The organism is Candidatus Harpocratesius sp. (genome assembly GCF_054039255.1).
Genome location: NZ_JBPLBG010000029.1, coordinates 106,145 through 132,744, shown reverse-complemented (window position 1 = coordinate 132,744; position 26,600 = coordinate 106,145). Strand labels below are relative to the sequence as shown.

Genomic DNA, 26,600 nt, shown 5'->3' with positions numbered 1-26,600 from the left:
AATTAATAGTCTGAGTAAATTCATCCACAAGCCAATCGCGATATTCTTGGAACGTCATTTGATGATTCGGGTAGATTTGATCCCGTTCAATTTGCCAGAAGTTAAAGAGTAAATATTTACCCATTTCTGCAAAAAGCCGTGTCCCATCATCGTTTGACCGCCATAGTCCTTTGTGGATATCTACATCACGAAACGCGGTCTCAATTTGCCATCTCATTTTGTAATATCGTTTTATTAAGTACACGAAAGATTTTGAGCGATATTGTGGTGCAATAGTTGTAATTAACCCATATAATTGTTCACACACTTTGTCTAAACTTAGTTGTCCTTGTCGATAGGCGCTTTTCAAATCATTTAATCGCTGTTTTCCTCGAGGAAATAAATGAACCCAACAACGCGTCAATTTTCGTTTTCGGTTTTTTTTATTCTTAGTTCTTATTGTAAAAGTTTGAATTCTCCCCTTATTTCCCAAAATATATTCTCTTTTTGCATTTTTGAGTTGTTTATAGTTTTTTGCAGGCGTAATTACATGGATTCCTCTGTTCTTAAATGATTTTAAGATATTTTGACGATAATACTCACGATCAATCACACAAACTTTGATTTTAAGACCTAAATTTAATAACCAATCTACGATATCAAGCATAAATGGGATTTTAGATTCACCTTTAGCCACATGATGACATCCAATATAGAGGGATTTGTGCAGTCCATGAATCATGGCGCCATGATAATGACGGATTCTTGTAGTTCCTTTCACCATTTTACTACCTTTAATCATTAAATCTCTGCGTTTTCCCCAATAACTGAGATAGGTTAAATCAAATTCTAATATTACAGGATGAATTTTTCGATTTTTAAAAAAACAAGCCGAATCATTTTTTCAAACACAATTCGATATACATTCTTCACATTTAGAAGAGTTTGGGTGCATAACCAATCATTCACAGTAGTTTGATGAGGGAAAGCGCGTGAATATCTACCATCAGCATATTTTTGAGGGGTGAAATGCAGATATTTTTGGGCCCAACGGTTTAATTTCTCACATGCATGGTGAATTGAGACACCTCGAATCCAAGAATAGCACAATATCGTCAAAATATCATCTAAATACCATTTTCGCCCCTGTTTAGTAAGTGGAACCTCTAAAGCTTTTCTGAAGATTTCGCAAGGTTTATGAAAAATGAAATCTCATTAAATTTTGGATAACGTGCACCAAATTGAGAAATTTGATGCATGGTTTGGGGAATATAGTTCATATAATTACCCAAATATCCATTTTATTATTCTTATTGATTCAAATACTAGATAATACTGTTATTTCGGAAGATCATCTTTTTGTCGAATGCTTGAGAACTGTTTATAACCATTTTTTACCAAGATTTTAATTATATATTATAAAACATTGAAAAAACAATCATATATTAATCATTTACTTTGTTATTTACGCCATTTTTATGCAAAAATCTTATAATTTGAGCATTATCTTTTATGACTGCGATATTTATAACATGGTAGGAATAGAAATGGATATTTACTCTATATACTATAAAATTCACAAAATTATTTCCACATGTTATGATTTCTTTTTCAAATCAAAAGATGTCGACACTAAACGATAATAAATAATTTCATAAGAGTCCGATCTTAGTAAAGTAAATAAATTGCGAATATACATCCTTTTTTTATTGATTATATTCAAAAAGATTTGATCTATTGCATTAATGATCAAATATATTCCATATTATCCGCAGTAATTGAAATATTATAATAAATGCTAACAGTTTAACAAATAAATATTTTCATCAACATATTTTTAAGTAGAAGGATATTCAAGTTCAAAACAAAACAGGTGGAAATATGAGTAATAAAATTTCATTAAAGACAAAATTTCGTAATTTAGTTTTTTTTGCGAGAATTTGGGATTATTTTAAGAGGATTTTTGGGAAAGAAAAGAATTTTCAACGAAGTAAGAGTAAAGAAAAAAAGTATAAAGAAAAAAAAATAATGGAAAATGAAAAAGGAAATGCATCAATAATAAGAATAACGCCCCATAAAAAAGAATTGAATAAAAATAGGTTCACAATAAAGGATAAATTAAAAAATGAAAGTAAAAAAGACTTGAAACTTCAAGAGGATGTTGGAAGTTCCAAGGAAGATTTATTGAAATCTTCAGATGAAATAGAATTATCAGAGAAACAAAACACAAAAAAAAAGTCAGATGTTGTGATTTCACCTGAATCAACACATATTTACTCAAGTGGGGTCAAAATAAAAGAAAAGATGGCGCAACAAAAAGAAGAACAGGAAAAAGTAGAAAAAGTAGAAAAAGAAATAAAAAAATTAAAAGAAGAAAATGAAGAAAAAGAAAAAACGGAACAGGAAAAAAAACTTGAACAAAAAATAGAAGATAAAAAAATTGAAATTGAAGAAAAAGAAGAAGAACTCAAGTTAAATCAACAAAAAAATGAAATAAACACAGAAAAAGTTGAAAATGATCAAAATTTACCTTCAAAAATCTTCAAGATTCAAGAAGAAAAAAGTGATTCTAAATCCGAACATAATCAATTCAGAAAAAATAACCATTCAATTAATCCTTTGACCGACGAACCCAGCGATTCACAATTTGACTCTTCTAACATTAAAACAAGGACAATTGAAGCCCGAAAATCCATAGGTAAACGAAAAGTTAATAGAACTCAAATCGAAAAGAGAACCAAGAATTCAGAAGAAAAAATATCCAAAAAACCAAAAAAGAAACGTACAACTCCAAAATCGAGCAGACCGTTAAGATCCAAATATTTAGGGAAGAGAGAAGTAATAGAAACAAAACGTCAATTAAATTCAAAATCAACTCCTGTCTCGAAAAAGAAAAATGTATCACAAGATAATAAGAATCAAAAAAAGAAAACTAAAAAAAAAGATTTGAAATTTGAACCAAAGATAATAATTGATGTAGATGATGAGCGTGTCAATCTTGTAACTAGCGATAGAATTATTGCAAACAAAGAAAATTTTGATCCGAATAATCTAGGTCATTATAAAATTACCCTTGATGGTAAAGAAATCAAAATAACCCCACATTTCGTAAAAAACAAAAAAAGATTGTTCCTAAAAGGCTTAAATTATTCGATACCTACTCCTTTTAAAGAAATCATGATAAGACTACCACGTAGTTTAGAAACAGATGAACAATATCATTATTTTCATAGCAATCCAAACTATTATGTTTTTATTCCAGATGTTAAGAAGCGCTGGAAAATGCATTGGTTGTATGATGAAGAACAAAATTTCATTCCCATTCCCAGAAGTACCAATAGGATATTAATTTTATATAATCGCGATGAATATAAAGATATTGATGAAGTTCTAAAAATCGTCCAAGAAGATTTTTCTTTAACAAAAAAACCCTTGAATATAACAAACAAATTTCAAATTGACAAACAATTCTGGCAAGGCAATTTTTTGATACTCGAAATTGGTGATATTAAAGAGACTAAATTTGCTGAGAATATAGTCAGAAAAACCCCTGTATTTAAATTAGAGATTGGCAATACATTCAAGGACAATCGTTCTAATACTTATCCCATGATTTTTGGGCGCACCTTAAAGATTAAGGCAGAACCTCCAAGTCAAATTCCGATTAATATTATTTTGCAACATTCAAATAAGGAAGCACAATCTGATAGTAATTTTAGCTATTATAGAATACTAAGCAAAGGATGGTCAACAGAAGAACCTATAAATATTGATTTTCCAAAATCATGGCCATGCGGGAATTACCAATTGACATTTACAGGACAAAATGACCATCGATCTTTACAAACTTATCATGTTCGTTGGATACCTGAGTTGGAAAAGAATTTTGAAATATTTAAAAATCACGAACATCCAATTTTTCCAAGTGAAAATGGCCATATTAGTCATGATCTTTCAATTAATTTAGACACAAATATATTCAGAATTAAATGCGCTGATCATTCGATTCCAATAATAGCTATGAAAAGTGATTATAAAACGGTAGATCAAGCCGTAGATCCATGCAAAGCTTGCAAAGAATCACATGATGGAAATATAGATAAAATAAATTGTAATGAATGTACTTGTATCTCAATTTGTTCATGGGGACTTGCAAAATTGTGCCCATTTTCTTCTGAAAATGTAGATGATTGTCCATACCAGGGTGGAGATATTAATGAATTAGATAAAAATAATACCAGAATTCTTTTTAAAAAGGAAAAAGATCGAGTGGTTCTTTCATTAAGAAAATGGAAATCCCACACTTTAAAAAGCACAGTTCCATATTCAGAATTGGAACTTGATATAACCATCCCAAAAATTCGCTGGCGTTTTTCAAATGAAGATAATTGGAATGATAAGGTAATCAATTTGACAAAAAAAGAATTTCTTAATTCAAATAAACAAAGTTTAGTTATACGAACAAATATTCGAAAAAGTTTTCCCTTTTCTATTCAATTATATGCTGATGGTAAGAAAAATCCACTTAGAACTGAAAAAGAAATCATTTCTCCTTCAGACACGAAAATAGATTTGGGATATTTATATGGAATGATGAATGAAAATATAATTTACTATATTGTATTAAAAGCAAATTATGAAGTATCTGCAAACTCACCAGATTCAGCGATTTTAATGAGAGTTGATAATCGCGTCGTTTAAAACAAATAGGATTAGATAAATAAATTGGATAGATTGGATTATAAATTTTTTATTTGTATTTATCCTATAATATTTTACATTATCTATCAAATTAGGAATATGAAGACGAACAAATATTATAATTATTAACTTTAATTGAGAGATTGAGAAAAAAATGTCAGTAAATCCCCTGATAATAAGTAAAGATTTGGAGAAAACTTATCTAAATTATTTGCGGTCTACAGTAAAAATCGAAGATAAAGATTTTGCTAAATTACTTGATGAAAAATTAAAAGAGATGAATTTTGTAAAGGGACCATATTTAGAAGCCACGTTAAATTTTGAGAAAGGTGCTACAATATCAGATTTAATAAAGGAGGGTATTTTGGAACCTGAATTTGAAGCCTTTATTTATGATGTTTTTCCATATTTGAAAGATGATCCCTTGTATTTACATCAAGATATATCCATAAGAAAGGTAGTTAATGGTAGAAATGTAATAATTACAACCGGAACTGGAAGTGGGAAAACCGAATGCTTCATGATTCCTATATTAAATCATTTAATAAAAGAATATAAAAATGGGACTTTAAATTCGGGTGTTCGTGCTTTAATTTTATATCCATTAAATGCTTTGGCAAATGATCAGATTCGGCGCCTAAGAGAAATCGTTTTGCAGATCGAAAAAAAACTACCTGATTTTAATGTAACTTTTGGCAGGTATATTGGAGATACTAAGGAGACGAGAAGAGAGGCAATTAATGATTATATGAACATGGAACGCGTAAATAAAATACCTAGAGGTGAATTAATATCGAGAGAGGAGATGCGGGATAATCCTCCACATATTCTCATTACAAATTATGCAATGTTGGAATATCTTTTATTACGGCCTAAGGATCTTCCTCTTTTTCAATCTTCTGATAATAATCAATCTTCATGGAAATTTCTCGTTTTAGATGAAGCTCATTCTTATACAGGTTCAAAAGGTGTTGAAATTAGTCTTTTACTTCGACGCTTAAAATATAAAGTATTTAATAGCACAAAACCACATATTCAAGCAATTGCAACGAGTGCAACTTTAACCAATGATTCCAATGCACAAAAGGAAATAATTGAATTTGCTTCTTCATTATTTCAAGAAAAATTTGAATGGGTGGATGATGATACAAATCGTCAAGATATTATTCAAGCAATTTTTGCTTCTAACAGTACGGAAAAAATAGCCGATTTTAAAATTCCTTTGAAAATACTGAGTGAAATTAATGGAATCCGGAAAAAATATATTTTAGATTCTTTTTCTGAGTACAGTTCAGAGTACAGTTCAGAGTACAGTTCGGAGTACAATTCTGAATATTGTTCTGATTCATATTCTGAATTAGAGAAAAATTGGGTTGCTATAAAAGAGAAAATTGAAGAAACCGAAATTCCTTTCGAGATAATGGACTATGCTGAAAAAAAAGGAACGAGTATAAGTTCTCGATTGTATTACATTTTAGTAAATGATCCGCGCGTTCATAAAATTCAAGAACTTTTAAATGAAGAACCAATCTCAATTGATAACCTTTTTAGTGAGTTAAAAATTGATGAAAATGAATATAATTACGGATATGATTTTCTTGAGTTGATTTCATGGACCGCACCTTCAGAAAACGCTGCTTCTTTATTACCTGCCCGATTACATCATTTTGTTAGAAGTCCTGAAGGTATTTATATTGCTTTATATCCAAAAAAAAAACTTTTTATACATCCACATTCTAGTTTTGATGGGTCGACCGTTTTTGAAGCCGCTTTTTGTAAAAAATGCGGAAATACTTATTTTTTGGGGAATATAAGTAATGATAAAATCACTCAAATGGATGCACATCATAAAAAACCCAATTTTAAGGCTTATTTTCTTCCGTTCGATAAAGAATTAGATCAAAATGAAGATGAAAGAATATTCGGAAAATATTCTGGAAAAAATATTAAGTCGTCCAATCTTAAAAGAATGAAATTTTGTAAAAAATGCGGATATATAACTGATGAAGATGATATTCTGGATGAGTGCCTGGAGTGCAATTTGGAATTACAATTTGTTTTGTATATTAAGACAGAAGATGGAGATTTACATAAATGTTTTTATTGTAATAAATCGAGCAGAAACATAATTCGCAGGTTTTATTTTGGAAAAGATACGATTCCATCAGTTTTAGTTGGTCAGATATATCAAAAATTAAGCATCAAAAATAATAGAACTGAAAAAATACTTAGTTTCAGTGATAGTCGCCAAGATGCTGCATTTTTTGCTTCTTATCTGGATATTACTTTTTCTCGATTGAGGGAACATCGTTTAATTTACCAAACATTGAAAAAGAATTGGAGTAATAGTATGGACGATTATCGATTGGATGATTTGCATGATGATCTAATGAAACTTATGACCGATATGGATTTTTTCGATGATAGTAAATCAAGAAGGCAACGATCAAAAGATTGCTGGGGAGTTATTCTGAAATCTTTCTTTCCTTTAAATTCAAGAAATTCCTTAGAAGAAATGGGGATTATAGAATATGAACCAGTAATGCCAAAATCATTAAAATTGAATACAGAATTATTAAATCCACCCTATAATCTAACAAAAGAAGAAATTAAAACGATATTTCGCTATTTTTTAGATAATTTTAGGAATTATCAAGCTGTTGAATTTCCGAGTGAAGCACCTGCGCCCAATGATGAGGTATTTTCCGATTTCAATAAGAATCATGAAGTCGCTTTTTTGTTACAAGCAAAAGAAAGCATAAAAAATGTCTATTCTTTTATTCCAATTCGCCATTCCAATTCTCGGACGAATTTTTTAAAAAAGATACTACTTCAGAATTCTTCATCTTTGGATGAAAATATGGATATAAAAAAGGTTTTGAGAATGTTATGGGATGATTTCACCAAAAACTTTGAAAATAGGGGCATAATTCAAATTCCAACAAAAAAAAAAGGCAGGGTTTGGAAAACTCAATATAATTATTGGAAAATACGTTTAATCAATAATATCGATAACTTATTTATTTGTGACTCGTGTAGACAACTTCAACCTTATTCAATCAGAGGCATTTGTCGGGTTTTTAATTGTTCTGGAAAATTAAAGATGGTTAAAGAATTATCAGATTATCAAAAGCAAAGAATCGTGAATAATCACTTTTATTTATTGAATACAAGCGACAATCTCGCACCACTTTCAGTAAAAGAACATACAGCTCAATTAGAAAATCATTATGCAAAAGATATTCAAGAAAATTTCATAGATGGAAAAATAAATGTTTTAAGCTGCTCTACAACTTTTGAAATGGGTGTGGATTTAGGTTCATTAAATGTGATTTTTCTGAAAAATATTCCACCTGAACCTTCAAATTATATTCAAAGAACAGGGAGGGCAGGACGCAGAGCTAGAACTTTGGGTTATTCTCTGACTTTTGCCCTATTACGTTCACATGATTTATCATATTTTTTAAATCCATTATTGATGATTTCTGGAAAAATCCAAGCTCCGTATGTTTATTTACAGAATGAAAAAATAGTTCGCAGGCATTTACAAGCATATGTTATCTCTGAATATTTTAGAAAATACCCTGATCAATCAACTATTATTAAAAATTTCTATCAAATTGATAAATTTAGTTCAAATGAGATTTTAAAGAATTTCGAAGAATTTTTAATTCAAAATAAGGATCGATTAGTAGCTGCTTTAAAAGACATTATACCTATAAATCTACATTCCAAATTCAATTTAAATAGTGATAAATGGATTGAAGACTTTTTATTAGAAGATAATACTTTTGCTATTGCTCTAAATAAGATTCATTCTGAATATCTTGATTTAATCGAATATAAAAATATACAGCAGCAGAAAATAATAGATAATTCAGATAAACCGCGAATTGTAAAAAAAGCAAATTATGATCAAGAATGGTGTGATCGTCGTATAAATACTATTATGAATAGACGAGTAATAAGTTTCTTAGCAACAAATACAGTTATTCCAAAATATGGATTTCCAGTCGATTCTGTACAATTGGAGGTCTTGAATGAGGATTTTAAGCTGAAGAGGGTTGAATTATCCAGGAATTTATCTTTAGCTATAGCTGAATTTGCACCAGGATCACAAATTGTGGCTGATAAACACGTTTATGAAAGTTATGCATTAAAACGAATCAGAAATAAGGAATGGGAAAGATTCTACTATGCTATATGTCCCCAATGCGGAAATTATTGCGTTACTTCATCTTCAAAGGAAAAACCAAAAACAATAACATGTAATGGTTGTGAAACTAATATTACTAGGAAAATACACACTGCGATTATTCCTGAATTCGGATTTGTAACACTTAAAAGTAAAAAAATCGAGAAAAGCGGAGAAGTTCGCCCCAAAAAGATATATTTTTCAAGACCCTTCGTATCTTCCTTTGAAAAAGCAAATTCTCAAAATAAGAAATTTCAAATCGGGAAAACAATTCTAGAAATGAATTATCAAAAACACGGAAGAATGTATGTTGTATGTCAAGGTGAATCTGGGGGATTCTCGATATGTTTCAAGTGCGGCGCTGGTTTTTCAATGAAAAAAACAAATACAAAACACCTGACACCTTATGGAGATGAATGTAAATCTACTGTTCTCCATAAACCATTACACCTCGGTTATTATTATTATACAGATGTTTTGAGAATAAAAATTACTGATGCAGATCTACAAATGCAAAAATTTAACGAATCTGCCAAATCTCTTTGGTATTCACTACTTTTTAGTATAATTGAAGGAATTTCTCGGGGTTTGGGGATTCGCAGACGTGAAATTAATGGTACTTTGCTATACCAAGATGGGATAACTCATTTAATAATATTCGATACAGTACCTGCAGGAGCTGGGCACATGGCACGAGTCTTTAAGGAAGAAAATATTTTAAAAGTCCTTAAATCTGCGTATTCGACAGTTTCATCATGTGTCTGCGGTTTGGATACAAGTTGTACCAGTTGTTTGAGAAATTATAGTAATCAGCATTTCCATCATTTATTGGCTAGAGAAAAAGTAGTTGATTTATTTACAAAATTGGATTGGAATAATCCTGGAATAACATTGAATATAAAGGAGTAAATTGAATGAGATTGTTTTTTTTTAGATTTGTCCTATAGAAAGATGTTAAGAAATACTTTAGAAATTTGAAATTTTTTCCAGAAAAGCATGATCTAAAAATTTATTTTTTTATTTATGCAAAAGAATGAAAATTACAGAAGAGAATTAACTAATTTGACTCTATTTTTTATTTTATGATTTCATAATCTGATCTGATATTTCATAAAAAAAAAACGCACAAATGTTCAATAGCTCTTAATCTTATAATCATTTTTACGTTTAAAGCGGAAGTGGTCCTTTTCCTAGGCGTGCATCTTCATCTTTAGCGATTAGCATTGGTGCTTTTCCCGCTTTAATTACCATTTTTCCAATTTCTTGATCGATGGTGGCTGGCACTGTGATTTGAACAATATCTATTTCGGGATCTGCTAAAAATTCTTCTAGTGAAGTATACATTCGAGGGCGGTCTTCTGGGGGGATTTCATTGATTTTAAGCCGAGTAACGGCATTTTCCAAAGCATCAGGATTAACATCACAAATCGCCACAATTTCATCGACTCTTTCACTTTTTGGCTTTGAAAACATTCCAAATTTGATTGCCTGTTCAAACATCTGTATTCCTCGTTCTCCCATTCCTACTATTCCCATTTTCACTTCAGTTGGTTTTTTATTTCCTACTTTTTCCCAAGAACCACCTTTCCCAAATACTGAGTTTTCAAGATTTATCTGCTGTTTTGGTTGGATTTTTATTCCCATCGCTTTCATAATGCTTAATATCTGTTCTTCATTAGCTTGGATTGGATATTTTTTATATATTTTGTGAAGATTTGTAATAACCTTTACAAACGATACATATTTTCCTTTAGTGAAAAAAGTAATAGCATTTTCATGAATTAGACATTGCATTAAAATGATAAATTCTGATGCTGTTAGAATAGGAAAATTTTTATTTTTTTTTGTAAAATCGGTAAAATTTTCTTTTATTAACTCTGATTTGGTAATAATTATAGGATTCATTCCAATTGTTATCAAAAAATTTGCAGTTTTCATAAAATCATTCATTATTTTCAGATGATTAGATTCTAAATAAAATACAGGTAAAATAATATTTGGCCATAAAACAAAAGTAAAATGTGGTGAGAATAATTTTTTTCTTTTTAAAATTAATAATTTAATTCGCCATTCTCTTGTATTTTTTTTCCAAAATTTTGGATCAAATATACCTAATATGGGGTTTCCAGGTACACCTAGAGGGATTGCCGCTGAATCAAATTGAAGAATTTTAGGAATGATTTCAACTGCAATTTGTAGATGGAGTGTTAATTTCAATGGACCTTTCAAATTTAGTATTTCAATTGTTTTTTTGGGATAATTCATAATAACATTTTTTAAGAGAATCTTTATAAATTTTTCCTTACTTTATCCATTTTTATTTACTTTTGATTTTGTTTTTCTTTCAATTTTCTTTTGAATTTCTTTTGAATTTGTTTTGAATTTGTTTTCAATTTATTTTCAATTTATTTTTAATTATAGATTTATCCAGACTGCGGATAAGTTTTTTGTCCAAATCGGAATAATTCTCTATAAAAATATCTACACTTCAATAATGAGGTAACCCCATTAGAGTGTTCTTAGCTAGGTTTGTCCTAATTACATAGTTTTTAAATTGGAGAGATTTTAGTCGAATTACAATAATAAAAGGCGCCGATCTTTACCTAATAATAAAAAGTTCATAAGTAATCATTTTTAATAGTAACAAGGTTTTGCGATTTTATACTAATATTGGTGGATAGATGCCAATAGATAGCAATGCATGGCAATGCATAACAATAGATAGTAATAGAAAGCAAAACATAACAAAACATAGCAATAGAAAGCAAAACATAACAAAACATAGCAATAGAAAGCAATAGATAGCAATAGCATAGCAGTAATTTGAAAACTACATCTATTTGATAAAATAAAGAATAGAAAATAGATATAGATTTCTAAAATTTTCTTATGATCTTATTTCCAAAAGAGTTTAAAAGAATAGTTGAAACACTTGCTGCCATTGCAATCATAGCCCAAACAGGGTGAATAAGTCCAAAAATTCCAAAAAGCATTCCTACACTATTAAATAAAAATGCTAATATAATATTTTCAACAGTTTTTCGATAACTTTGTTTACCAATTTTCAATGCTTCAAGAATAGTTGATAGATTTTCACTTACTAATATTATATCTGCAGATTCAATCGCTATATCTGTTCCTGCCCCAATTGCAATTCCAACATCAGATTGCACTAATGCAGGTGCATCATTTATTCCATCACCCACCATAGCTACTTTATATCCTTTTGACTGTAATTTTCTAATTCTCTCGATTTTGTCCTTAGGCATTACTTCAGCATAGTATTCTTTAATTCCAATTTCTTTTGCAATTGATGCTACAACAGGTAAATTATCACCACTTATTATTATGGGGTTTAGTCCTTGTTTAGTTAATGATTTTATCGTGGTTTTAACATCTCTTTTCAAAATATCACCAATAGCAATTATTCCTAAAAATTCAGAGTTTTTAGCAACACTTACTACAGTATAACCTTGTTCTTCGAATATCATTGTTTCTTTTATAAATTTAGGCTCAATTTTTAATTGTTCTTTGATAAAAGACGATTTTCCAATAACAATTAATTCTCCTTTTACAATTCCTTGAACTCCTTTTCCTGGTAATGTTTCAAAGGATTCTACTGGAAAAATTGATATTTCATGTTCTGACCCATATTCTATGATAGATTTTGCAATAGGATGATCAGACCCATTTTCAACACTAAAAACAAATGATAAAAACTCTGTTTCTTCAATGGAGTCAACTGTTAAAATTTCTTTTATTTTAGGCTTTCCAATCGTTAACGTCCCTGTTTTGTCAAAAATTATTTTATTAATATCTTTAAATGTTTGAAAAGCTTCTCCAGATCTCATTAAAATACCTTTTCTTGCAGCAATACCTCCGCCATGGATCATAGCTAAAGGAGTGGCCATTCCTAATGCACACGGATAACCCATTACTAAAACAGCTAATGTGGAATATATAGCTTTAACTATGTTAATTTCTCCAGTAAAAATCCAAAGCCCAATAGTCCATATACTTAAAGCCAGAAATGCTAAAATAAGAACACCAGGAACAAAATATTTCAATACTTTATCAACTAAAAGTATAATATTTGGTTTTAGTGCTCGAGCGTCTCTAATGTGTTGAGAAATTCTTTGAAGAAATGATTCTTCACCCACATTTGTCACTTTAACTAACAATGAACCTTTTAAGTTAATTGAACCTCCGATTACAACATCACCAATTTCTTTTAATATTGGAGTTGATTCTCCTGTTACAAGACTTTGATCGACCTTAGATTTTCCATTTATGATTATTCCATCAACAGGAATACGATTACCAGACCGAATTCGAACTAGATCTCCAGATTTAACATTTTTAATTGGCGTCTCGATTTGTAAACCATTTTCTTGTACAACAAGAGCAACATCTGGCTGTAAATCCATCAATTTCTTAATTGACTGGGAAGAACGAGTCCTTACCAGTAAAGAAACATATCCAGATAAAATATGATAAGTGGTAACAAAAATACTCACTCCAAAAAAATCACCTATCGGCCAAGGTTGAAAAAAAAATCCATAAAGACCACCTAATAATCCACCAAATGCAGCAAATTCTAACAATACATGTTGGTTCAAAATTCCCCGCTTTAATGAAAACCATGACATTTTTTTTATATACCAACCTGGAATAAACATAGTAAATAAAGCTAATGTTAACATCACCCAGCGTATCCATGGTAACTGGAACCCTGACCACATAAAGATCATAATGAACAAAGAAATTATTGTAAATGAACTTGCAATATACAAGCGCATTTTTTCGTGCGATAATTCCGCTTGTTCTTCTTCAAACGAGCGAATTTTATCTGGATCTCTGATTTTAAAGCCTAATTCCACTAAAGTTTGTTCTATCGTCCTCTTATCAATAATATCGGATCTATACTCAACCAATACTTCTTCATGAGCAAGACTGACATTCACATTTTTTATTCCTTTATTTTTATTTAATCCGTTTTTAATCGTACTAGTGCAAAAAGAACATTGCATACCTCCAATTTTTAAATGTAATTTATCAATTCTTTTTTGAGTTGATTGTTCTATTTTTAATTCACATCCTTAATAAATTCGATAAAATATCCCATTTTCTCAAGAGATTTTACAATTTTCTCTTGTTTTATTTTTTCTTCATCAAAAGAAAGTTTTATTTTTTGGTTTTTATGATTGGGTATTACAGATTTAATACCTCTTTTTTTTCCAATCTCTTTAATTATTCGTAATTCGCAACCTTCACAATGAATTGCTTTATTTAAAATAGAAATTTCAATTTCTTTCAATTTACCAGCCATAGGTTGATCTAGAAAAATGAATTTTATAAAGATTTTTAATTTTAACCCATATATTAGAATTTCTAAATTCTCATGACTGACAAAAAAGCACTAAATCGATTTTAGAAATTCTGCAACTTTTTTATAGTTTTGCATGTTACATTCCGCATCATGGTGCAAATATATGAAATTAATGCATTATCTCTTGATGGATGGCAATTGCTAATCATTATCAACATAGGATCAAAATAACTTATCCGCACAGATTGTGTGTTCAAATTGTGGAAAATCGTTTTATATTCATCTATACAAATTTTTTAGAAATATAGATGAAAAGTTCACTCATTTTTAGAACTAATCTATATAATCTTTTAGATTATTAATGTTAGTGCGAATAAGTCTAGATCTTTTTATTAAACATTCTTTCTTTATTCTTTCTTTGTTCTTTCTTTATCCCAGATATAATTCCATGCAATTTTAATGCAACTTTCTACTACAGCAGGTTCAATATGTTCCACTGTATCTCTACTGGTGTGATATACTAATCCGTCTCTAATAATATTCGTTGGCATTGCAATTAATGTAGTTGATGGAATTCCAATTCTAGCACTTTCTGCAGCATCAGTTGCTCCACCTCCAAATACCATTTTGAATTTTTTGATAGAGATTTTTTCTTTTATTCCAATTTTGACAATTTCATTTACCATTTTTTCTGATAATGAGATAAATCCATTAATATCTTTGGTTAGGACATGTAATTCATTCAAATTGTATAAACTATCAAAATTCAAATGAAAAGTCGGAATTTGTTTTATATTTTCTTTATGGATCTTCATAAAGGCGGCAGAACCACGCAATCCTGACTCCTCGGCATCAAAACTTGCAATAATTATTCTTGTGTGCTTTAAATTCAATTTTTTTTCCTTAATTTGAGATGTAAGGTATTTTCCAAGTTCAATTAAAAATACTGATGCAATTAAATTATCTCCCGCTCCAGGAGAAGCATCTTTAGTAACAATGAAGAAATATAATAAGATAAACGGAAAACTATTTAAAAAAACAATAAGAATGATAGAAAACCATAAATTCTCGAAATCATTAAAAAGTCCAACGAGAATAACTACGATTTCAAATATAAAGAAAAAATAGGGTGTCAAAATGACCATTGCATACAATTTTTGAAAACCTGAATCTAAAATACGAATTTTTCTAGCGCTATCATGATGACCAGAAAGAATGATTTGTTGATTTACTTCTGAACTTGGTTCTATCACACCGTAAACATTTTTTCCTATTTTTGCAGGAAAGAATTTATCAAAAAAATGTTTATACAAGCCAAATATCGAAATCATCATAAAAATTCCCATAAATAAACCAACTAAAGGAAAAATTACCCATTTACTTTTAAAGTAAAAAAGTATGACACCGATTGAATACATAACTGAATTAAATCTGATATAAAAAATAAAAGAACCTGGATGAAATTTGAAATTTTCTATTTTCGCTTCATCACAAAAACTATTAAGTTTTTGGAATAAATAATTAGCAGCTTTATGACAAGGTTCTGTTCCATTTAATCTGGGACCAAACTGTTGAATAATAGAATTAGTTTCTTCTAGACTTTTTTTAGCCAATTTAGATAAAAGATTATAATGCATAATTATACCATATTTGAAAATTTATTAAAAAAAATTGTTCTAAAGTCAAAAACTCTTAGAAAATTAAAAAAATTTAATTATATTATCAAAAAATCTGAGATTTTTCCTTTTTCTTTCTTACTAAATAAGATATACTGAAAAATATCGCGCCAGATATTACTGTGAGCGAATATCCCGGAATATTTTCCATAATACTGTCAAATTCTGAAGATGGAAAATCTTCTGCTCCTGTATTATTCCAAAATCGATTTCCTAATTCTTTACTCAAATTTGGATTGTAAGGTGCAGAATTACTCGATAAATCATTTTCATAAATTCTTGTGTTTGTAACTTGAGGTTCTTCAATATCCTCCCATGCATTATCTAAATATATACCAAAGTTTACGTTATCAGTGATTGTATTGTGATCGATTATATTGTAATGGCCACTAATTACGCTAATTCCATTTCCACTCCATTCTTCGCCTGAATTTTGAGTATGTGTAATTGTATTGTAAAAAATATGATTTCCATTACTTCCGCCCCCATCATAATTCTTTAAGAGAAGAATTCCCATTGACATACTATCTGAAATTGTGTTATTATAAATTGTAGCATTATTTACATTAACTAATTCAATTCCTTTAAAACAATGGCTAATATTATTTGAAATAATTTTCACAAAACTCATTTCGGTTATAAAAATCCCTACTGAATTATACATATTCAAATTTTCAATAATACAATTACTAATTTCGAAGTAGGCATTATAATATATATTAATTCCAGGAGCATTATTTGAAGTGTCTTCACGATTACCATCAATTCTTAAATGATCCATTATATATGGATCAATTTCAGTTCCCGTCCCAGAAATTACCCCTATATCAATGTAAGATTGGATTTGATCATGATCGTAAATTGCTATATTGGAGACGTATCGATACGCACTAAATAAATCTTCAAAATTTACTTTTCCAAGTATTAGTGTATTCTGGGAAGATTCAAAAGTGTTTGTTTGCATACCTACCAAATAAAGAATATCAGGCAAAACTGAAATCCAATTCCAACTTTCAGAGTATTCGCTTGAATCGTCCCTTATAGCACTTTTAAGTAAAATTCCTGTAATTGAATATTCCAACAATAAAGCTTTCCCATGATTATTGAAATAGTCTCCTTGATATCCATAAAAAATGATTTTGTCATCATTTTCTGAATGTAGATAATAGGCTTGACATACTTGGTCATCTTCTAAGATAATTTCACTATCTTTCGAACTTAGTGTTGAAGAGAAAATATATACTCCTGAATGAGCAAAATCATAGATATTCACCAAAATGGAACCATCAGATGGATTTTCTCCAATTATGGAAGGAAGTGCAAATTGAGTAAAAGTGAATTCAGAGATTTGATAAGAATATGTCGTGGACTCAGAAATACGATAAATAGTTATATATCCATAAGAATCTATTATGGTATTTTTGCCAAAGCATGCGTCTCCATTTGAAAGGAATTTGATCGTTCCAAAAGATTTCATTTCTGTATTACTGGGATTTTCTTCTGATTTTTGCAGAAAATTAGAACCGTCTACAAAAGCAAATCCATATCCAGGATAACTAGAATCATCTAAAATAGAATAAAGCAAAAACGGCTTCATATTATTTATTTCATGATTTAAACAGAAATCTAATAAATGATAACTATAACCAGAGGAAGAAAGAGTGGCATTATCTAAGATTTCTAAATTTGAAGAAAAATGAATGATATCTAAGTCGTCATTTCCAGTTGCAAGATTCGAATATTCATATGCCATATATATGGTTCCATCACGGGCTACATCCATCATTTGCAGCTCTAAGTCTCCTGAAATTGATTTATTCAACCAATTTCCTTCTAAACTTCCAAGATATATGGAAATCCCTGCATCATCAGTAGAACAATTGTGCCCTACTAAAAGAATAGTATCATCATCAAAAAGATGAATGTATTTGAAATTATCATGATCAATTTCTGCTAAAATCGATGAAGCTGTAAAAGGAAAAGATTTTTGATGAACGATCGAGCCTGTGAATGGTTCTATTTCATATAACCAAAATGTTGAGTTAATCCCAGATATAGACTGGACCAATAGTAGAAAATTACCAGTTGAAAGTTGAACCATTTCTTTAACCCAACAATTATCACCAACAGAAATTTCACCATCTAGATATATTTTATTTAATTCTTGACTATCTATAGAAGTAAAAAAGACAGATTGACGCGCGAGGCTTTGTCGATTTCCAGTTACGAAAATTGTATTATCAAAATCTGTATCAGAAACTGATGCATATTTTATATAATCTGTAGTTGATGTAGAATATTCGTGATATTGTTGATTTTGAAAATTAACGATAAAAAGATTGGATTCTGAGGTTTTTTGACTACCTACTATAATTAATTGTTCATTATTAAGAATGATGGGGATGTAATCAATTATATCTAAATTTCCATATAAATATGAGGAGATTAAATCAGAATCTTCAGATTTTTTTGGAAAAATAGGTAGATTCGAGGGAACTTCAAAAAATTTATCGTTTTTAGTCTTATCTGATTGTTCCATACGAGAAGAAATCAGCATGTTGGAAGAAAAATTGTGAACAAATCCAGGAATAATCAATATTAATAATATTATTCCTATTCCAAGCAAAATTATATTCCGTTTCTGTTGAGAAATCGGAAAAGTTACAGATTTTGAGAAACTCATATTTAAGAACTTCTTCCTAATTTGGTAAGTAATATCACAGAAATTTTAATTTGATTGATAATAAAGCTTTGGTTACTATTTTTCTTTGAATGAAAGAAAATTTGACACAATGTAATCGAAACTAATCTGCACTAATCTGCACTAATCTGCAGTTTCATAATTTTTTTTCGTTCGATTTTTATTCTATGCATACATGACTTATCCACACTAATTTACTCTTATGAAATTAATTGTGTTAGACAAAATAGTATAATTATCTATTTATCCTTATACTCGACATTGTTATGTATGGATGTAAGTCCCAACTCACATCACGATCTCTCTACGCTATTAAATCTCTTAGCTCTAAAAGGACAAAAGGCGAAACTTTTTAGTGAGATTTTAAGACATCCTGGAATGAGCGCTTCTCGCTTGGGAGAGTTGACTTGCATTCCGCAAAATAAAGTTTATCAACTATTAGAAGATCTTTATGCAGGAGAATTGGTAATGATTACTGAGACTCATCCTAAACAATATTGGCCTTGTGATTTAAACGGGGTCTTGGAAGAAAAAAAAACATTTTTAAACAAGAAAGTCTCAGAATTCGATACAATGCAAATGAAAATCGCCGATCTCATGCAAACACTCCAATTTGAAGCAGAAGAAATGGATCAAAGAAAACATCCTCCATTTATTACCAGTTATGATCTAGTTGTTGGTTCCCCTTCACGAATATTTCAAGAATTAAATACCTATCTGATCCAAGCGCGGAAAACATTACATTTTCTCGGAGATTGGAACCTGTATGAAGTAGGAGTGAGAGAAGGGGTTACCAATACTATCGAACAACTGTTGGTGAATCACCCTATTCAAATTTCACAGATAATAGTATTTCCTGAAGCTTTGTTGATGGATCTCCCATGGCAACAAATTCAATTTATTCAATCACGAGATGGAAAAATGAAGAACCGTACTAACTACTATATGATCAATCGTTCAGCGTTGCGCTATGGTTTTATTATAATTGATTCTCTTATAATAGGCTTTTTTTTTGAGAACCCTCTTTTACAGACATTTTGTTTGGGTTTATTTCTTGAATCTCGTCATATCTGTAGTGAATTTTTAAAAATGTTCAAAACAACTCATAGAAAGGCTCACAAATCGTTTCAAGAAATGCTACAATATCATCCTGAATTAGTGAAAAAATCGATATAATCAGAAATATAGCCAATCCGATAAATATTCAATCTTAATCAAAGTCAATTAAAAATAATAGTATAATAAATTAAAATACACCATTTATCAAATTGACTATTTCGATACAAAAGTTATTAGTTTAGCGAATGAAAATCAATAAATTTGCTATTTTAATAATTTTCTCTAATTTTAGATAGATTTGAAAAGTACCCCTTAGTAGGGGTGATATTTTCATTATTTAAATGGAACTTGGAGAATACTTTATTTAGCAACAATAGGAGTGAATTAAATGAAAACTGGAAAAATAATTATTTTAATAAGTCTATTGGTAATGTTAATCGCCACAATCTTTCCATTTTTGGTTATTGAAGTATATGGAACTTCACAGGGAGATACAACAATTAACTATGCAGGATACAGTTTTATTTTTGGTTCTATAGCATTATTAATGTTTGTTATTTATATGATCCAAGGTGCTGATGCATTAAATCAAGCATATGCTGCAGCAGGATTATCATTCTCAATCACTACAATTACTATGATTAGTACTTCAATGCCACTTGTAATGCTGATTGGAATGATTTTACTTCTATTTGCAAGTTTTCGAAATCCTATCGCAGCTTTAATAGGTGGATTATTTATTTTAGTTTCTAGTATATTAATGATAATCCTCTTCGATAGTTTCATTTATGCTTCAGTAATCGCTTATGGTTTGTCAACAAGTGGTTCTGGTTATTCAGTCGGTTATGGTTATGGATTATTTATAATTGCTGGTGCAGGTTTAATTGGAATTGTAGGGGCAATTATTGCTATCAAGGAAAAAAAGGAATAAAAAGAAGTTAGTACTTAAAAATATAAAACTGCAGAATTTAAAGAGAGTTTGTCTAAATAAGTACATGTAGAAATAAGTATATGCAGAAATAAGTATATATAGAAATAATTATAAGTTGAAATAAGCAGAATTCAATAGATTTTGATAGAATTTTGAGGGGTTTTAGACTTTTTTTTACGATCGTTTTTTATCAGCCATAAAACGTTTTTTTTTAACATAGAGATAGGAATCTGTCATCACAATCATACCAAAAGATTTGAAATCTTTTGGTTTTTTTTCTTGTTATAATTCTATATTCTCTAAATAAATTTCACATCTTATCAAAATTTCTTTTATCAAGACTGTAAAAGGACTGAATTCAAGAAAGACAAGCTTAAAAATATAATAAAATCTGCACCAAATTGAAACAATTATAAATTGAATGGAAGAATTTTACTGAAATTCTTGGAAAAATCAATTTCGAGAAAATATTAAGCACGATTTATTATTATTTAACAAGATTTACTTGAATTTATCACTATCAATTTTCATGTTCGATAAATATCTAAAATTTACTTTTTTTTATCATAACTAAGACATATTCTGAATTTATTCGATTTTTTTAATAGTACTCATCCAAATTTCTAAAGGTATTATTCTATAATGTGGTTGATATAATTTCTTATAGATTTTTGAATGATGAACTGCAGGAAAATTGTTTTTTTTTATATTATCAATAAAATTCATGATGATGTGTTTTGGGACATAAAAAGGGGTATTATAAAGAATTTCAATCATAAAAGATACAAGATCTTCAAAAGTCATCTTAAAATTCTTTTTAAACTGTTCATAAAATTGATGTGACCTCTTCGAACCAATAAAAAATGCTGATGCGATTAGAGAAGGTCTAATTTTTTCTTTATCGCATCCGATTAAATTAACTCGAATTAATTTGGTGAAAATTCCAATTTCATAATAGAGAGGATATTTGTATTTCAATCTTTCTTTCTTTATTTTAATCATTTCTTTTTCTATCATTTGCAAACAAGTTTTTTCATTAGGTACCATATGTTCTGAGCCCAATACTGCTTGATATAACAATTTATAATAGTCTTGAACTTCAGATCGTGGAAAACGTCTATATTCATCAAGAAATAATTTAAATATCCTATTTTTTATCATTTTCATTATAACTTATATATCCTACTTGTTTATATGTTGAATTATGAGTTCTAATTATTCCAAAATAATTCAAGAATGGTATATTTTTTATTTTTTTTAAATATGTAATAATTTTAGGAATCTATTATTTTTTTTTGATAAGATTATGATTATTTTTTATTGATAATTGAATTTTTTATAAAAAATATCTGAAAAAAATGATGTCAAATGATTTTTATGCAAGTCATTCTAAACCAAATATAAAAATAAAGGGATTTTAAAGCGAGGATCTGTTTGTGACAACTTATTTTTTAGGGATTGATGTGGGATCAACCACCACAAAAACTGTTCTATTGAATTCTGAAGAAAAAATTCTTTTCTACCGCTATGACCGACATAATGCAAGGCCACGAATAACTCTAATGCATCAAATTCGAGAAATGATCGATTTTATTGGTGATATACCAGTTTTTATTGCGATAACTGGATCTGCTGGAATGGGTATAGCTGAACGTTTTTCTTTTCCATTCGTACAAGAGGTAGTTGTATCTGCTGAGGTTATTCAAGAATTATATCCAGAAGTCAGAACATTGATTGATATTGGTGGGGAAGATGCTAAAGTTATTTTTTTTAATAATGATTTAAAGCCTGATATTCGGATGAATGGCAATTGTGCAGGAGGAACGGGGGCATTTATCGATCAAATGGCAACTCTTCTTGATTTATCTCCACAAGAATTGAATAACTTAGCCAAAGAAGTAAAAAACTTTCACCCTATCGCATCTCGTTGTGGTGTATTTGCAAAAACTGATGTGCAAAACCTTATCAGTAAACAAATTCCTTTACCTGATATTGCAGCATCAATTTATCGAGCAGTGGCGTTTCAAACATTTAGCTCGTTAGCTCGCGGAACAGAAGTAAAATCGAAAGTTGTTTTTACAGGGGGGCCGTTAACTTTTCAATCTGAACTTAAAAAAGCTTTCATTCATGTTTTGGGAGTGAAATCTTGTGATCTTAAAGATGTAGCACATCCTGAATTGTTTCCGGCTATTGGAGCTGCTTTACACATACATTTAAGAAATAATAATGAAAAAATAATCCAGACTCAAATTCGGACTCAAATTCAAACTCAAATTCAAACTCATACTCAAACTCAGATTCAAACTCATACTCAAAATCAAAATCAATTTTCTAACATATCTCAAAAAAAAACTTTTATATATTTGAAAGATTTGATAGACATTTTATCTTGTGAAAATAACATTGATTTCTCTCAGACACCCCGTTTACCTCCTCTTTTTGCTTCAAATGAAGAATATAATACGTGGTTAGCAACTAAGACTCAAATTTCAATGCCTCTTGTTCTAGATAAATCAGTAAATGAAGAATCTTTTTTTTTAGGAATAGATTCAGGTTCAACTACTACCAAAATTGCCGTAATTAATTCTTCAGGAAAAATTGCAGCACATTATTATGCAAATAATAAAGGTAATCCGATTAAAGCAGTAATTCTTGGCTTGAAAGCTGTTGAAGATTCGTTAAATCGACATTTTTCCCAATTTCAAATTCTCTATACTGCAGTTACTGGATATGGTGAAGAATTAATTCGTTTTGCTTTTAATTTGGATGACAGCTTAGTTGAAACAATTGCACATTATAAAGCAGCTGCATTCTTTGACCCAGACGTGAGTTTTATATTGGATATTGGCGGACAGGATATGAAAGCGATTTTTTGTAACCAACAAGTTATCCAAAATATTGAATTGAATGAATCATGCAGTTCTGGATGTGGATCTTTTATTGAGAATTTTGCCCAAAATTTGGGTCTTGAAGTGGAAACTTTTGCTGAAAAAGCCTGTATTGCTCATCATCCATGTGATCTGGGGACCCGTTGTACCGTTTTTATGAATTCCAAAGTGAAGCAAGCCTTACGAGAAAATGCTTCAATAGGAGATATTGCAGCAGGATTAGCAGTTTCGGTAATTAAAAATTGTTTTCAAAAAGTATTAAAATTAACCGACACCAATCAATTAGGTGATAATATTGTTGTACAAGGAGGATCATTTAAGAATTCGGCTGTTTTACGCGCTCTTGAACAATATTTAGGGAGAGTGGTAACTCGTCCTCAGTATCCTGAATTAATGGGTGCATTTGGTGCAGCACTTTATGCTCAAGATAAATATGGATTATTAACCAAACTCTCAAAAAAAAATAAAGAATCAACCATAACATCATCCTTTATCGGCTTTTCTAATCTTGAAGATGCAACTAGTTTTACTCGATCTCATGTTCGTTGCAGTGGTTGCGAGAATCAATGTCAAATCTCCATTCTCCGGTTTAAATCCGGCAAAAAATACTATACAGGTAATAAATGTGAAAAGATCTTTACAAATTCCTTAAATTCTAAGAAAAGAGGGGTAAACCTTTACGAATGGAAAACTAATCAGATTTTCAAGCAAAATTTACACCAAGACTTAAACCAAGACTTACATCAAGATATTGAAAAGAATGATTATCAACGTCGTCATAATAAAATTCGTGTAGGAATTCCTCGTGTATTAAATCTTTGGGAAGATTTTCCATTTTGGGATGTGATTTTTAAAGAATGTGGATTTGATGTTGTACTCTCCGATCCTTCAACAATGACTTTGGCAGAATCTGGATATGGTACTGTGATGTCAGAAAATATCTGTTTTCCAGCTAAAATTGTAAATGGTCATATTATGAATCTTATTAAGAAAAGAGTAAATCGCATTTTTTATCCAATGGTGCGCTATAATCGAATTGAACATCCTGAACATACAAATAATTATAATTGTCCAATCGTTTCTGGTTATCCTGAGGTAATTCAATCAAGTATTAAACCGCAAGAAAGATTTGGTATTCCTTTTGATTTTTTTCCAATGACATGGATTTCTAAAAAACAAGCAGAAAAGCTATGTTGGCAATATTTCTCTAAATTAGGAGTCTCAAAATCTCGGTTTACTCGAGCTTTTAAATCCGCTCATGATAATTATATAGAAATTAAAAAGAAGATTTCACTGAAGGCTCAAAAAGTATTCAAATCTATTCAAGCAAATAATGAGTTAGCTATTCTTTTATTAGGTCGGCCATATCATCTCGATGCTTTAATAAACCATAAAATTCCAGAAATGATCTCGGCTTTAGGAGTGCATGTTTTAACAGAAGACATTATTCCTGTGGAAGAGCGAGGAAGTTTGAATGAAGTAGAAGTATTAACACAATGGACTTTTTCAAATAGAATGTATGATTGTGCTCTTTGGGCTAAAAATCATCCAAATGTAGAAGTAATTCAATTAAATTCATTTGGATGTGGTCCTGATGCTGTTTCTATTGATGAAATCAATTTAGTTCTTAAACTCGCGGGAAAAAATTCTACTGTTCTGAGAATTGATGAAATCAGTAGCCCAGGTTCTGTAAAACTAAGAATTCGAAGTCTTATTGAATCTTTAAAAATGCGTTTTCAAACACATCAATCTAAGAATATGCTCCGTTTATCTCCACCTGTGTTTACTGAAAAAGATAAGAAAAGAATTATTTTAGCACCTGAGTTTTCTCCGTTTTATACTCGATTTTTAACTGTTGCTTTTGAAAATGAAGGTTATAAAATAGATGTATTACCTTCACCAAATCAAAAAAGTATTGAACTCGGATTAAAATTTTCAAATAATGACATTTGTTATCCTGCTTCTATCGTTATTGGTGACTTAATTCAAGCTCTGCAGTCTGGAAAATATGATCCTTCAAAAGTGGCTGTAGGTATTACTCAAACTGGTGGACAGTGTCGTGCATCGACTTATGCATCACTTATCAAAAAAGCTTTAATTAATGCTGGTTTTAATGAGACTCCTGTAGTAACAGTTATGGCGACTACAAGTCGTTTGCTTAATGAACAACCAGGTTTCTCTTTAAATCCAATAAAATTTAATTATTGTGCTCTTTTTGGCATTATCTATGCTGATTGTATCGCAAAACTCTACTATCGTACCGCAGTAAGAGAAAATATCCCAGGAACAAGTTGGAAATTGGTTGAAAAATTTATAGATAAAGCACTTCCTTTGATAAAATTTGGAGCTCATCGTCAAATACTTACTTTATTAAATGAAGCTGTTGAATCTTTCAATCAAATTCCTATTAATCCTTCAGAAAAACCTAAAGTTGGTATTATTGGGGAAATTTATGTTAAGTTTAACCCTTTTTCAAATAATTATGTTGTGGATTGGTTGATGAAACAAGGGATTGAAGTAGAGGTATCTCCATTACTGCCATTCTTTTTGAACATTTTTGTATCAAATTACTATAATCATAATCAAAAGATTACTCCCCGTTCTAAAACATATCTCACGTTATTAAAGGCAGGAGATAAGTTAATTGCTCGCTATTTAGATAAAGTAAATCATATTCTAAGAAATTTTCATCTTCCTATAGTGCCCTTTCCTAAAATATGGGAAATCGCAAATGAAGCAAAGAGAGTATTAAGTTTAAACCACCAATATGGAGAAGGGTGGATGCTTTCTGGTGAAATTGGGTTATTGTATAGGCATGGGATAAAAGATATTTTGTGTCTTCAACCTTTTGGGTGCATTGCTAATCATATCGTTGCAAAAGGAGTAGAGAAAAAACTTCGAAGTGTTTATCCTGAATTAAATATTCTATATTTAGATATGGATTCTGGTATGAGTGAAGTAAATATGACAAATAGATTGGAATTTTTAATAAAAGGTGCTTATACAACATTTTCTCAATTGAAACAAAATCAAAAGCTTATTGATCTTAGCTCGATATCTAATTGAGAAGGATAATAGTAATTTTTTCTCGATTTTATAACCAATTTTATAACCAATTTTATAACCAATTTTTTAACTGAT

At 29.8% G+C, this 26,600-nt stretch carries 13 protein-coding genes; 5 read left to right on the top strand and 8 right to left on the bottom strand.

Annotated elements, in window-relative coordinates; translation table 11 throughout:
* Both ACXLDF_RS05755 and ACXLDF_RS05750 read right to left on the bottom strand, forming a co-directional pair.
* Nucleotides 1–781: transposase (locus ACXLDF_RS05755; protein ID WP_457557541.1), on the bottom strand; the 781-nt coding region annotated here is incomplete at its 3' end.
* Between the two features lie 53 nt (nt 782–834).
* Nucleotides 835–1,098 carry a hypothetical protein gene (locus tag ACXLDF_RS05750; RefSeq protein WP_457557540.1) on the bottom strand — a complete coding sequence of 88 codons (264 nt, stop codon included), beginning with the start codon at nt 1,096–1,098 and terminating at the stop codon, nt 835–837.
* 762 nt (nt 1,099–1,860) lie between these two features.
* Between ACXLDF_RS05750 and ACXLDF_RS05745 the strand changes: the two genes are divergently transcribed.
* Entirely contained in the window at nt 1,861–4,680 is a 2,820-nt protein-coding gene (locus ACXLDF_RS05745; RefSeq protein WP_457557539.1) for a hypothetical protein, read from the top strand.
* 154 nt (nt 4,681–4,834) lie between these two features.
* Nucleotides 4,835–9,784, top strand: coding sequence for a DEAD/DEAH box helicase (locus ACXLDF_RS05740; protein ID WP_457557538.1), 4,950 nt, complete (start codon nt 4,835–4,837; stop codon nt 9,782–9,784).
* A 258-nt stretch (nt 9,785–10,042) separates the two neighbouring features.
* Here ACXLDF_RS05740 and ACXLDF_RS05735 read toward each other — a convergent pair whose 3' ends face one another.
* From ACXLDF_RS05735 to ACXLDF_RS05715, 5 genes are all read right to left on the bottom strand, one after another.
* Entirely contained in the window at nt 10,043–11,140 is a 1,098-nt protein-coding gene (locus tag ACXLDF_RS05735) for a Gfo/Idh/MocA family oxidoreductase (RefSeq protein WP_457557537.1), read from the bottom strand.
* A 611-nt stretch (nt 11,141–11,751) separates the two neighbouring features.
* A complete protein-coding gene (locus ACXLDF_RS05730) occupies nt 11,752–13,914 on the bottom strand; it encodes a heavy metal translocating P-type ATPase (protein ID WP_457557543.1) in 2,163 nt (720 codons plus the stop codon).
* 47 nt (nt 13,915–13,961) lie between these two features.
* Entirely contained in the window at nt 13,962–14,204 is a 243-nt protein-coding gene (locus ACXLDF_RS05725; protein ID WP_457557536.1) for a heavy-metal-associated domain-containing protein, read from the bottom strand.
* A 407-nt stretch (nt 14,205–14,611) separates the two neighbouring features.
* Nucleotides 14,612–15,841: a M28 family metallopeptidase gene (locus ACXLDF_RS05720; protein ID WP_457557535.1), complete on the bottom strand. Its 1,230-nt coding sequence runs from the start codon at nt 15,839–15,841 to the stop codon at nt 14,612–14,614.
* A gap of 85 nt (nt 15,842–15,926) precedes the next feature.
* Nucleotides 15,927–18,563, bottom strand: coding sequence for a Loki-CTERM sorting domain-containing protein (locus ACXLDF_RS05715; protein WP_457557534.1), 2,637 nt, complete (start codon nt 18,561–18,563; stop codon nt 15,927–15,929).
* 288 nt (nt 18,564–18,851) lie between these two features.
* Here ACXLDF_RS05715 and ACXLDF_RS05710 point away from each other — a divergent pair, with 288 nt between their 5' ends.
* Nucleotides 18,852–19,757, top strand: a complete 906-nt coding sequence (locus ACXLDF_RS05710) for a helix-turn-helix domain-containing protein (protein ID WP_457557533.1) — start codon at nt 18,852–18,854, stop codon at nt 19,755–19,757.
* A gap of 271 nt (nt 19,758–20,028) precedes the next feature.
* Nucleotides 20,029–20,571, top strand: a complete 543-nt coding sequence (locus ACXLDF_RS05705; RefSeq protein ID WP_457557532.1) for a hypothetical protein — start codon at nt 20,029–20,031, stop codon at nt 20,569–20,571.
* Nucleotides 20,572–21,159: 588 nt separating this feature from the next.
* On the opposite strand, the gene ACXLDF_RS05700 is transcribed toward ACXLDF_RS05705, so the two are convergent.
* The gene (locus ACXLDF_RS05700) at nt 21,160–21,732 is read right to left on the bottom strand and encodes a hypothetical protein (RefSeq protein ID WP_457557531.1); all 573 of its coding nucleotides are present in this window, start codon (nt 21,730–21,732) and stop codon (nt 21,160–21,162) included.
* A gap of 275 nt (nt 21,733–22,007) precedes the next feature.
* Here ACXLDF_RS05700 and ACXLDF_RS05695 point away from each other — a divergent pair, with 275 nt between their 5' ends.
* Nucleotides 22,008–26,525 (top strand): acyl-CoA dehydratase activase, encoded by a 4,518-nt coding sequence (locus tag ACXLDF_RS05695; RefSeq protein ID WP_457557530.1) that lies wholly within the window; start codon nt 22,008–22,010, stop codon nt 26,523–26,525.
* The last annotated feature ends 75 nt before the right edge of the window (nt 26,526–26,600 follow it).